The organism is Sphingobacterium sp. JB170, assembly GCF_900163865.1.
Lineage (GTDB): Bacteria > Bacteroidota > Bacteroidia > Sphingobacteriales > Sphingobacteriaceae > Sphingobacterium.
This window is the reverse complement of sequence record NZ_FUKU01000003.1, coordinates 1-12,378: the sequence shown is the minus strand read 5'-3', so window position 1 is coordinate 12,378 and position 12,378 is coordinate 1. Positions and strand designations below refer to the sequence as shown.

Below are 12,378 nucleotides of genomic sequence, written 5' to 3'. Positions count from 1 at the left end.
AATATTTAACGTTTGATAATCTCTTTTATGCGATCTAGTCCTCCCAGCGCACTTTCTCTGCAACCGGAGTACGCACAGGTTCGCGAGGTTCACCGTCATGGTGCCCCATATAGAACAATCCAATACATTTTTGGTTTGGTTCTAATTTCAGAAATCCTTCAAGATGGTTAATAAGTCCCGGTGTCGCCCAATACCCGCCAATACCTAACGAATATGCGGCTAACCATATATTCTGTACCGCACATGCAGTAGCTGCTAATTCCTCCCATTCAGGTAGATCACCCGAATAGTCGACAATGATCGCCAAAGCGACATTTGACATTGTCGCTTTTTTCGCCATGTTTTGCTCGGCAACCTCGGTATATTTTTCAACCGGTGTTATTTCCTTGTAAATGCGACTCAGCTCCTCACCTAAGCGTTGAAGACCTTGATCTTGAAATACAACAAAACGCCATGGCTGCGTACGTTTATGGGTAGGCGCCGCGTTGGCCGCTTCCAATATAACTTCAATATCTGCTTTACTAATTGGCTGATCCGTAAAGCTTATCTGATTAACCGTTCTTCTATATTGTATTGCTTTTAATACTTCGTTTGACATATTCTTATGTTATATAATGTATTGTTTATAATCGCTTTCTATGCTCTTTCTTCCCAAATGTTTACAATGTGCAAAACCGTCGATACGGCCTTCTCCATATCTTGACGACTTACCCATTCCATTTTCCCATGAAATGCATGCCCTCCGGTAAATACGTTGGGACAGGGAAGCCCCATAAATGAGAGGCGTGAACCGTCGGTCCCCCCACGAATGCTTCTACGTTCTGCGCGAAGTCCCACCCTGCGAATTGCCTCAAGACCGATTTCAATAATTTCAGGATGCTGATCGAGCACCTCTTTCATGTTCCGGTATTGCTCGGTAACTTCGAACTCATAGCTCGCACCAGCAAAATCTACGAGGGTACGCTCGACCACTTCACGCAAGGTTTGCTCATGTTGAATTAATTGTGCAGTCTTATGATCACGAACGATAAATTCAATTTGCGCAATATCGACGCCTCCCGATAGGTTCGTGGGATGAACAAACCCCTCCTTGCCGCTAGTCGTCTCCGGCGAGATCCTATCTTTTGGCAGATTATTAACAATCGCTGCGGCGACTTTTAGTGCACTTACCATTTTACCGCGTGCAAAACCCGGGTGAACCGAAACCCCTTGAATAGTCACTCGAACACCATCGGCAGAAAATGTTTCATCTTCAATTGTTCCAGCCTTCTCGCCGTCCATAGTATAAGCAAACTGTGCTCCGAGTTTTTTAATATCGATATGCTTTACGCCTTGCCCCACCTCTTCATCTGGAGTAAACAGAATTTTAATTTCGCCATGCTTGATCGCTGGGCTATTCATCAATATGTGCGCCGCTTCCATTATTTCTGCGACACCCGCCTTATCATCAGCCCCTAGAAGCGTTGTTCCGCTAGCAGTTACCACATCTGTACCGATCTGATCTCGTAAATCGGGATGATCTAGCGGGCGAATAACCACTTTCGGGTCATCCGGGAGAATAATATCTCCACCTTGATAATTTTCATGGACAATCGGTTTCACATCCTTCCCTGAACAGTCGGGAGACGTATCGACATGCGAACAAAAACAAATTACAGGGACATTCTTCTTTTCCGAATTCGAAGGAATGGTCGCATAAACATATCCGAATTCATCCAAATGTGCATCCTCTATACCCATTTCCAATAACTCCTGAACTAAAATGCGGCTCAAATCCTTTTGCTTGGACGTTGAAGGAAATGATATGGAATGGGGGTCCGACTCCGTATCCACCTTTACGTAACGCAGAAATCGTTGCAAAACGTTATATTCTTTAATATTAATAGTGTTATCCGACATATCTATAAATCATTTATCAATCAAAAATAGCAAGTTTGGCAACAATTATCATGCATAAGAGCAAAATAGACATTCCACTGGTCTATTTCACACAAAAGAGTGGAAGGATCACCTTTCACTCTTTTGTGTTACCATCTTCGAAAACTCGTCCGCAGTGCTAGATAAGCAATTTATTTTTTTTGCGCATCTGCCCAGCCAAACACCTTTGTTAACAGCTCGCTCGAACGTGCTCCGCCGAGGTTGTTGCGTATCTTCAGCTCCTGGTCAGCAACTTTAATGAATAGACCGTCAATCGCTTTTGAAGTCACATAGGCCGTAAGATCCGGTTCTACCTTACTTACCATCGGAAGTTTGTTATATGCCGTCGACAATTGTTCCCAATAGGTGGTAACATTATTACTACCCATCGCTGACTCGACAATTGGACTAAATTTACTCGTCAACTCATCGGTCGTACTGGTCTTAAAATAACTCGTCGCCGCATTTTGCTCTCCGCTCAATAAAATAGAATAGACATCGGATATCGACATCTTAGAAAGTGAATTTACGAATACACCTCCAGCCTCACCAACGGCAGTCTCGGCTGCTCTGTTCATACTCGAGATGAACTGATCACAGACACTTCCCATTCCGACCGCGCGCAGCGCCTTTTCGACTTTTTGCACTTCGGAAGGCATCAATATCTTTACCGCTGCGTCTCCTAAAAAGCCGTCCTGAACAGCCAATGATTTCACGCTCGCCTGCAGTCCATTACTCAAGGCTTGCTTCACCGCATTATTAGCTTCTGTTTCCGAAATTTCTGTCGTATCCACTGCAGCAGTTTGTTGCTTCTGCGCCGAGCGAGCATTTACCGTAGTGTCAAGCTTTCCTAATATCCCTTTCAATTTCGAACCGACTTGAGCCTGCGTATTCAGCACGCCGAATAACAATATCCCTAACAAACAAAAACCTATACTTTTCTTCTTCACGTTGTTTAATTTAATTTTGCTTCTGGCAGTGCAAATGTCATTCCATTATTACCACTCCAAGACACCAATTACCGGAAAATGATCAGAAGGGAATTTACCCAAATAAGTATCCGTCAGGATCCCATATTTATGGACCTTGAAAGGTTTGGTTACAAATATATGATCAATGCGTCCTTTTGGGCTAATCCTTTTACCCCAAGCGTTAAATGTCGAATTAGGTTCGTATACTATTTGGGCCAGATCATAAATATCATGAACGACACCGCTTTTGGCCAGTGTAGAATAAGCTTCGTTATTCTCGTCGATATTAAAGTCTCCAGTAAGGATCAGCGGCAAACCACTAGCAAACTCTGTTGCCTTAGCCAAGATAAGTTTTGCACTTTCGCTGCGGGCCTTCACGCCCACATGATCGAAATGGGTATTCATGAAAATAAACTGTTTGCCATTTTCTATATCCTCGAAAACACCCCAAGTACATATCCGCGGAAGTGCAGCATCCCACCCTTTATTAGGATGTTCCGTATCGGTTGGCGAGAGCCAGAACGTGCCATCTTTTATTGCTTTAAACCGCTTTGTATTAAAAAATATTGCCGAATGCTCTCCTTTCTGTGCACCGTCATCACGGCCTACGCCCACATACGAAAAGCCTGGTAAGGCACCTTTTACGTCGTCTAATTGCATGTGAAAGGCCTCTTGTACACCAAAAATCTCAAACTCATGGAACTTAATCAGGCCCGTAAGCGCACTTTTACGATCGTCCCAAAGGTTACCCGTATCGGCATCAGTTTTCATACGAATATTGAAAGTTGCGACCGTTAATTCTTGCGCGCGCGAACTTAGGAACCCAAGAACAAACACCGCAGCTACTACTAACTTTTTCATACTCGCAATTTATTTTTTTTCTTGAACAGTACGTAACAATTCCGGTTGGTCTGTCGTGATATAATCAACATTCTGCTCCAAGAAGTAAATCATATCCGCTTCCGAATTTACCGTCCATACATTAGTTTTCAATTTTAGATCTTTCGCTTCTTTAATCCACGTAGGGTGTTTCTTCAAGACCGAAAGATTATAATCAAATCCATCAAGCTTCGAATCCTTCAATTCCCGCGGAGTTTTATCTCCGTTGAGGTAATGGATCTTTGCTTTTTTATCAAGTTCCCGCAAGTGAACGCAGGCATCGTAACTAAAAGCAATATATTCCACCGCCTTTTTTGCTTTCAGCTTTTTAACAGCTGCTACGGTAAGATCTGCGGCTTTTAATGTCCGCTCGGTGCCGAGTTTATTGGTTTTCAATTCCAAGACCAACGTCACCTCATCTTGTTTGAGTCCTTCTTTCAAATATTCCTCTAGCGTTGGGATACTTTCGCCATTTGGATGCTTTTTTGTTAATAGTTCTTCATAGGTCGATGTCGCGATGTCAATGCCGTAGAAATCTATATCATGGTTAACGACAAGTACATCGTCTTTTGTTAGGTGCACATCGAATTCCGCCCCCCAAAGCTTTTGTTCAATCGCAGCATTCAAGGATGCTATTGAGTTCTGTGGAAAATTCGTATTCTTCCATGCACCACGATGAGCGATAATTTGTGTTTGTGCAAGAGATGCGAAACTTACAGCCGACAGCAGCGTAAGCATAACAAGTGTTTTGTTTTTCATTTTTTATTGCAGTTATAATTTTATTGCCAATTTTTCACAAATAACGCTCCTCTGCAGGGCAGACGATAATCGTTCAAAGGAAAAACACTAATATTTTGATACATTCTGGTTGATTCTACGTAACGAATATACCAAAAAGGAATTAAGTTAATATTAAATTACGCTTGGCCATTCCATTCTTTATAGAATTGTTGCAAATACCTCTCCATGAATTCGTGACGTTTTGCTGCAATATGTTTAGCTGTAGAAGTATTCATTCTATCGCGCAGAAGCAATAGTTTTTCATAAAAATGATTAATTGTCGGTGCAGACGACTTTTTATAATTTTCTTTATCCAGTTGCTCCATCGGAGGAATGGCTGGATTATAAATTTCACGATTTTTAAAACCGCCGTAATTAAACGCTCGTGCGATGCCGACCGCTCCAATTGCGTCTAAACGATCGGCGTCCTGAACAATTTCGAGTTCCTTCGAATGAAACGATACCTCACCAAGGGACGCTTTAAAGGACATATTCAATATAATCTTCTGAACATGCTCAATCACATCAGGATCAACATCTTGTCGCTGCAAAAATTGCCCCGCCACACGGGGACCAACGGATTCATCACCGTCGTAAAACTTACTATCAGCGATATCGTGCAATAAGGCTGTAAGCTCACAAACGAAATGATCAGCCTCTTCCGTTTCAAGAATAAGTTTGGTATTATTCCAAACACGCTCAATGTGCCACCAGTCGTGACCGGACTCGGCGCCGTCTAAACGCTCTCGAACAAACGCTGCTGTCTGGTCAATTATTTGTTTTTTACTACGGTCATTCTTTGGATCCGTCATATAATTCATACTGTAATAAACGGCAGTCGAGCTTACCGTTGAAAAATTCAAAACGACGCGAAGCACGCAAACCGATTTTTTTCGCAAGATCCGGATTTCCTGTAAAAATGTACCCGCGGTATCCTTTACAACCTTGTTTTAAAAAATCACCCATGCGCTTGTACGTCAATTCAAGTTGAGTATGTACCCCTAAACGTTCACCATATTCTGGGTTAAACATGATTACGCCGGGCGTTTCAGGAATTGTTGTACGCTCAAAATCACATGTTTCAAAAGTGATTAAATGTTCCACACCTGCAGTTTTCGCATTCTGCCTGGTAATTTCAACGGCATCTGCAGAAATATCTGAAGCGATAATTTCCGGAAGGTTTGTTTTATCGGCAATATCTTTCAAGACGCGTCGCTCTTCATAAAACGCTTCCTCATCGTATCCCAAAAAATGCATGAACGAATAATTCATACGCTGAAGCCCCGGTTTACGGTTTTGTGCCATCAGCGCTGCCTCAATCGCTAATGTACCAGATCCGCACATCGGATTTACAAACGGACTTTTTCCATCCCATTGGGTAGCGAAGATCGTCCCCGTAGCGAGCGCCTCAAGCATTGGGGCTTTCCCCGGGATCTTACGATAGCGATGCTTGGCTAGTGTCTCGCCTGATGTATCAAGAAAGATCTCTGCCCGGTCTTCCATCCAATGCAAATGGACAACAGCGCTATTTAGCTCTGGGCCTGTGTTTGGACGCATCCCTTTCTTCTCTTTAATACGGTCAACAATCGCATCTTTAACCTTTACGTTGGCAAAAAGTGGCGTTGTTATCGTTTCATTGTGCACGTTCGAGGTTACCGAGAAGTAACCATCAAAAGGCAAAAGTTCTTCCCACGGGATCGTCACCAAATTTTTATAAAGCTCGTTCGCATCTTCTGCTCTGAACGATTTTATTTCGTACAACACTTGACTTGCAACACGAAGGTTCAAATTTAGTTTAATACACTCGTTAACGGTAGCCTTTAGCTCGAGGCCAGTGTTAAACGAACGTACGATAGTAAAACCTAGATCTTTTACCTCTTGCTCCAAATAAGGAGATAAGCGTCTATTACAGGTAATGATAACCTTACGGGGGGTGTTGAAAACTTCCATCATATTTTTCCAAAGTTACTTATTCTGCTTAGCAAAAAATGCTTAATTTTACAGTTTAATTAGTTTTGATATGGAAATAAGAGGAAAAGTTCATGAGATAGGCGCTACGCAACAAGTTACTGAATCTTTCAAAAAGCGAGATTTAATAGTTGCATACGCTGAAAACCCACAATTTGTAGAGTACATCCGTTTTGAGGCCACTCAGGATCGCGTAAATATATTTGATAGCCTATCCGTAGGCGAAGAAGTTGAAGTTTCTTTCAATCTAAGAGGACGTCCTTGGACAAACAAAGAAGGTATAACAACGTATTTCAACTCGTTAGTTGCATGGCGTGTTACCAAACTTGCAGGAGCAGCACAAGCGGCACCTACTCCAGGTTATGCTGACATTCCTCCAGCAGACATCTCCTCTTCAGGCTCGGATGACGATGATTTACCTTTCTAAGACAGGTTTCAAGAAGATAAAATAATATCCCAACGGATAATAAAAAATGAAATGATGAGGGATGAGTCCTTCATCGGTAAAATCCCTACCGACTGGTCAGGGATTTTAACATTTTTTGGTGAGTATTGACGGAGAGTGATTTTGAATACCCAATTAGCCAGGAGAAGTAATCAAAACCAAGCTCGGCAAATCAAAGCGTCGAGAAGAGCTGCTACAGTCCTAAAATTTTCTGCCTAAGCCTAGTTACCCGCTCCAATATTTCTCCAGTAGTCGTCGCTTAACCCTACTCCGGAAATACAATTTCAATATCTCCCACACTGCCATTCCATTTTGGCCCGGCTTGAAGGATTTGAATTATTTCCCCTCGTATTTCAGACTCCGCGCTAACTTGCGGAAATATATCATAAGGGTTACCGAGCGCATCCACTTTAAAATGAACCTCTATCCGCCGAGTCTCGTTTAAGCCCGAATAATTTTTTGAAATGAAATCCCCCAGGGCATCCCAACCTTCCGACGGCACCGCATCGGACCCACTCATAGGAATAACAGTCGTATGCTGCAAAACATCGTCCATTAACAGCACCTCCGTTTCGTTTTTTACTGCCTTATTGGGGAAATATCGCAACATGAGCAGCGTACATACAGCAACAAACATCACCGCTGCTGTCAACGCTAAAGCTAAGCGCTGCCACGAGTAATAAAATCTATTTTTACGCTCAATGTTGGAGGCTATACGCTCTTCTAACCGCTGCTGTAGCAGGCTCAACGATTTAACATCTACACCATGTTGCAAATTATAGCCTTCAATCGCGTCACGTAAAAATGGATCCTCAAGAGCCTCGCGTTCTAAGGTGTACATGTCCTCCTTATTCATTAAGCCCTGGACGTAATTGTGAATCCTCGACAATTGGTAATTATTTTCCATTATTCCCTTTCTCCATACAGATTTTCAGATTACGCTTCCCATTTTGAATCGAACTTTTAACCTGATTTAAGTCCACGTTTAGCTTTTCACCAATATCTTTATAACACATTTGCTTTAAGTAGAATAAACGAACACAGGTTGCTTGCAGTTCGGGCAACCGCGATAAACAATGTTCCATTTTTTCAAAATCAGCTTCCTCCCATCGAACGTCATCAGCTGCTTTCAATATCGCTTCGCTTTCAATGGTGTGTTGTTCAATGTCTACATTTATTTTGCCCTTGCTTTTTCGTAGCTCCATCAAACAGTGGTTGCGCGCAAAAAAGTACAACCAACTCTTAAAATTATCGACATCGTGTATTTTCAATTTTTCAACGAGCTGTTCAAAAATTTGCATCACCGCATCTTGGCTCGCATCGCGATCCTTAAGATATTTAAAACAAACCCCATATAACAAGGACATATACGGCGAGAACAATCTCCCTAATACATTCACATCCATTGTGCGTTTATATTGTATCAAAAGCTCCCTTTCGTCCATGATCACCTTATTATATTAATGATGCTTTACTTGCTAATAATCCATAAAAAAGACATGCATTCAAAAGAATATCTGTCATTGGTTTTATAAACGTTACATTCAAACCGAAACTAGCCCGCTGTCTTTTTAGCGAAATAACAATACGGCAACAATGAGCGTTACAATAATATTAAAAGTCTGTGCGATTAAAAATGCATACAACGGTTTTTTGTTATTGTGAACAAATAAATCCTTAAAGTTCGTTTCTAACCCAATTGAGGTAAAAGCAAGCGCAAACCATAGTCCCTGTACACTTTTTAAACTGCCTTTAACTTCAGCCACGTGTTCGGGAGAAATCACAAAAGAGAACAAAAGAGAAGCACCGACAAAACCAAGAACAAATTTTGGAAAACGTTCCCAAATAATCTTCACCGTCGGTTTTTCCGCATTTTCTGCACTTTTAGAATTTGAATAGGTCCAATAAATACTGATAGCAAACGCCGCGATACCTAACAAAACATTCTGCGAAAATTTAACTATTGTACTGATCTTTAACGCCTCTTCACCTACTAACGACCCCGAAGCTACCACAGCGCCTGTTGTATCGATACTACCACCCAACCATGCACCGGTAACTGCTTGTGACAACCCCAGCCAATGCGCGATATAAGGCATAAAAATCATCATCGGAATAGCCGTAATAAGCACCAACGAAACGACATACGATAATTTCTTAGAATCCCCTTTTATCGCACCAGAAGTAGCAATCGCCGCTGATACCCCACATATCGACACTGCAGACGATAACATCATCGACATTTCGGAATCAATTTTCAATTTTTTACAAATCCAAAAAGCAAAATACCAAACTGACAAAACAACGATTACAGCCTGCAGTAAACCTAGACCTCCAGCTGTTAAAATATCACCAAAAATAACATTCGTGCCCAACAAGACGAGTCCGATTTTTACATAAAGCTCTGTAGATAAAGCCTCCCGAAACCAATCTGGCAGCTTAAAACAGTTACCAATGAGCAGCCCTATCCCCAAACTAAATATTACAGCCTCAAGGTTATAGTCATGTACTATCGTATTTCCAGCGATGATGATCGCCACGACGGTAATAATAAACACAACTGGAAAAACCGTTAATAGACTCTTTACGGATTTACCCAACAAAATTGCGCCAATGATCGCGATGATAAAAACTAAAACAAATTGAGCTCCGATTTTGAATAAATTCTCTCCAGAAAGTACATTATCCATTAATTGCGCACTACTATTCCATGAAAAACTAGGTTTAGGCACTGCTAACCCTAATAAGGCTAAAACGATAATAGCAAAACCCAAGATAACAACAACCCAGTCCTCTGACAGGGAGAAAGATTTAGAAGTTGACATAAAAATTTAAAAATTACGCGATTTATGAAGTTGATTGAATGATGGTGCAATATAAGGAAATTGAAATACAAATCCATCATCAACTGTATATTGGGTAGTTACGGGAACGGTTTGTAATAGCAAACTTGGATCAATACCTCTAATAAACGCTCCAATTCTTGCAAATATTTTTGGCAACGGTATGCCTAAAGGAACCCCTACTGCTTGTCGTAGGGCTGCCATGTATTCTTTATTTGTTACAGGATGGGGACTACATGCATGGTAAATACTTCGTGGACTTTCTAAAGAAATGATCCAGTTAATCAATCCGACCAAATCGTCTTGATGGATCCAGCTTACCAATTGCTTACCATTACCAACAGTCCCCGCGAGTCCCAGTCGAGCCAGTGGATATAATTCCTTTACCATCCCAAATTGAAACGACAAGACTGCACTAATACGCAATATCACTTTCTTGGTTCGGGGGGTGTTCGCGTTCAAAAAACAGGCTTCCCATTGCTTGGTCAACTGCGCTAAGAAATCATTTCCATACGCCATCCCGTTTTCGTCTTGAATCTCCTTAGCACCACCATAAATCGATATACCCGAAAAGTTAATCCATAAACGCGGGCCATCTTTAAGCTGCTCTAAAGCTTCTCCTAATACCGCGGTGGGTGTTAATCGAGAATCCTCGAGTACCTTTTTGTTTTTCGAGGTAAAACGTCTTGTGATCGTCTCGCCGCACATATTGATCAGCACGTCGGCTCCCTTAAGTACTCGTGTCCAATCTCCAATATGCGTACCATCCCACCGAATATATTCGAGCTCGGCGTTATTTCTAAATGAGCGCGTGAGTATCGCAACTTCAAACCCTTGACTCAAAAACGAATCTACAAGCAACCTTCCGATATTTCCGGTTCCTCCGGCTAATACTATCTTCATCTCGCTAGATTTTCACCTCCATATTATAATGATCCTTCAACACTGTATTTGCGGCATGAAAACCACTCATCCCGTGCACCCCACCTCCCGGCGGAGTCGACGAAGAACAGATATACACCGATCTATTCGACGTTCGATACGGTGTAAACCTCCAGGTTGGTCGTGTGTAAAGTTGAAGGATGTCCATCACACCCCCATTAATATCGCCTCCGACATAATTTGGATTATATGCCTCAAGCTGCTTTGTATTTATCGTTGAACGTGCAATAATTGTATCCTTAAAACCAGGTGCATATCGTTCTAATTGATTTTCAATAACATCCGTTCGATCGGAAATAGAGCCATGCGGCACATGACAGTAAGCCCAAGCAGTATGCTTACCTTCAGGCGCCCGCGATTTATCAAAAACACTTTGTTGGGTAAATAACACGAATGGCTTGGCGACCAACCTTCCGTTATTAGTAAGCTGCTCATTTCTCGCAATCTCTGAAAAGGTGTCTCCCAGATGGACCGTAGCAGCCTGTCCACACCGACCATCTTTAAACGGGACTGGATTCGACAACGCCCAGTCCACTTTAAATACGCCCATCCCTTGGCGGTACCGCTCGAGTTGTTTTCTAAAGTCAGGAGTCAAATCTAATCCTTCAATTTTTAGAATCTGCTGAGGTGTCAGATTCAGTACTAATATTTTATGTTTTGGAAGATCTGCGCGATCTGTCAACCAATAGTCTTCAGCAATTTCTCCTCCTATGGCGCAATAATGAGCCGATAGAGTGTTTGCAATAGCCTGCGATCCTCCAACGGGAATCGGCCACCCATATTTATGCCCGATGCCGGCCAGAACGATACCAATAGCACTCGTGGTATAATTCGATAATGGCTGAATTCCATGGCCCGCCATCCCGCCCCACAACGCCCGGACCTTCTCCGTTTTAAAGCGCTTAGCAATCCAAGTTGCCGGTTGTAATGCGTTCAATCCGAACTTCGCGAATAGCAGCGGGGCATTAGGAAAACGTAAAGGTCCCATAATATCCCGAGCTAACTTCTCCCAATTATTTATCACTGGCTCCACTAAACTCAAGTAAGTATCGCCGTCTGCTCCAAATTCTCTAACAGTCTGTTGAAGATCCCGATGTAACAGGGCTGTCTCGCCAGACAGCAAAGGGTGAGCTGCTTGATAAGGAGCATAAATAAACTTTAACCCATACTTATCTAATGGCAGTGAGGAAAAAAATGGAGAGGCCATGGCCATCGGATGAATGGCAGAACAAATATCATGTTTAAAGCCCGGTAGAGTCAATTCTTTTGTCCGCATACCACCGCCAATGGTATCTGTTCCTTCAATCAACAATGTTGACAGGCCTTGTTGCTGCAAGGTTATTGCAGCAGAAAACCCGTTGGGTCCTGAACCTATTACGATAACATCATATTCTTTCACACTCACTTGGTTTCAGTTAACTAGGCCCTCGATAGCAGCACAATTTAAGAAATAATTTGGTGACGAGGTCGTTTTAATACATTCCTAACCAATGCAAATCGAAAACGATCACCGCAAATATAAAAATACAACCCCAATAAACTATCAAATAAGTAGACTTTTTACTGCACGCTACAGATAATCGAGTAGGAAGATAGGGATTATTTCCCTATCTGTCCTCTCACACCACCCGGC

General features: G+C 42.2%; 13 protein-coding genes. 1 reads left to right on the top strand and 12 read right to left on the bottom strand.

Going from position 1 to position 12,378, the window contains the following annotated elements:
• Window positions 1-34: 34 nt before the first annotated feature.
• The 7 genes from FM107_RS00175 to FM107_RS00145 form a co-directional block, all read right to left on the bottom strand.
• Entirely contained in the window at window positions 35-598 is a 564-nt protein-coding gene (locus FM107_RS00175) for a nitroreductase (protein WP_086946510.1), read from the bottom strand.
• Between the two features lie 38 nt (window positions 599-636).
• Window positions 637-1,899: a peptidase T gene (pepT, locus tag FM107_RS00170; protein WP_086946509.1), complete on the bottom strand. Its 1,263-nt coding sequence runs from the start codon at window positions 1,897-1,899 to the stop codon at window positions 637-639.
• Between the two features lie 170 nt (window positions 1,900-2,069).
• Window positions 2,070-2,867 carry a DUF4197 domain-containing protein gene (locus tag FM107_RS00165; protein WP_086946508.1) on the bottom strand — a complete coding sequence of 266 codons (798 nt, stop codon included), beginning with the start codon at window positions 2,865-2,867 and terminating at the stop codon, window positions 2,070-2,072.
• A gap of 48 nt (window positions 2,868-2,915) precedes the next feature.
• The gene (locus FM107_RS00160) at window positions 2,916-3,749 is read right to left on the bottom strand and encodes an endonuclease/exonuclease/phosphatase family protein (protein WP_086946507.1); all 834 of its coding nucleotides are present in this window, start codon (window positions 3,747-3,749) and stop codon (window positions 2,916-2,918) included.
• Between the two features lie 9 nt (window positions 3,750-3,758).
• Window positions 3,759-4,526 carry a glycerophosphodiester phosphodiesterase family protein gene (locus FM107_RS00155; protein WP_086946506.1) on the bottom strand — a complete coding sequence of 256 codons (768 nt, stop codon included), beginning with the start codon at window positions 4,524-4,526 and terminating at the stop codon, window positions 3,759-3,761.
• Between the two features lie 158 nt (window positions 4,527-4,684).
• The gene (locus FM107_RS00150; protein ID WP_086946585.1) at window positions 4,685-5,359 is read right to left on the bottom strand and encodes an HD domain-containing protein; all 675 of its coding nucleotides are present in this window, start codon (window positions 5,357-5,359) and stop codon (window positions 4,685-4,687) included.
• Window positions 5,340-6,497 carry a class I SAM-dependent RNA methyltransferase gene (locus FM107_RS00145; protein ID WP_086946584.1) on the bottom strand — a complete coding sequence of 386 codons (1,158 nt, stop codon included), beginning with the start codon at window positions 6,495-6,497 and terminating at the stop codon, window positions 5,340-5,342. The genes FM107_RS00150 and FM107_RS00145 overlap by 20 nt, the downstream gene beginning before the upstream one ends.
• Before the next feature lie 70 nt (window positions 6,498-6,567).
• Here FM107_RS00145 and FM107_RS00140 point away from each other — a divergent pair, with 70 nt between their 5' ends.
• Entirely contained in the window at window positions 6,568-6,942 is a 375-nt protein-coding gene (locus FM107_RS00140) for a DUF3127 domain-containing protein (RefSeq protein ID WP_086946505.1), read from the top strand.
• A gap of 283 nt (window positions 6,943-7,225) precedes the next feature.
• Here FM107_RS00140 and FM107_RS00135 read toward each other — a convergent pair whose 3' ends face one another.
• The 5 genes from FM107_RS00135 to FM107_RS00115 form a co-directional block, all read right to left on the bottom strand.
• A complete protein-coding gene (locus FM107_RS00135) occupies window positions 7,226-7,867 on the bottom strand; it encodes a hypothetical protein (RefSeq protein ID WP_218778879.1) in 642 nt (213 codons plus the stop codon).
• A complete protein-coding gene (locus FM107_RS00130; RefSeq protein WP_086946503.1) occupies window positions 7,857-8,405 on the bottom strand; it encodes an RNA polymerase sigma factor in 549 nt (182 codons plus the stop codon). The genes FM107_RS00135 and FM107_RS00130 overlap by 11 nt, the downstream gene beginning before the upstream one ends.
• 126 nt (window positions 8,406-8,531) lie before the next feature.
• A complete protein-coding gene (locus tag FM107_RS00125; protein WP_086946502.1) occupies window positions 8,532-9,785 on the bottom strand; it encodes a YeiH family protein in 1,254 nt (417 codons plus the stop codon).
• Between the two features lie 6 nt (window positions 9,786-9,791).
• Window positions 9,792-10,706: a TIGR01777 family oxidoreductase gene (locus FM107_RS00120; protein ID WP_086946501.1), complete on the bottom strand. Its 915-nt coding sequence runs from the start codon at window positions 10,704-10,706 to the stop codon at window positions 9,792-9,794.
• Window positions 10,707-10,710: 4 nt separating this feature from the next.
• Window positions 10,711-12,150 (bottom strand): NAD(P)/FAD-dependent oxidoreductase, encoded by a 1,440-nt coding sequence (locus tag FM107_RS00115; protein WP_086946500.1) that lies wholly within the window; start codon window positions 12,148-12,150, stop codon window positions 10,711-10,713.
• Window positions 12,151-12,378: the final 228 nt, after the last annotated feature.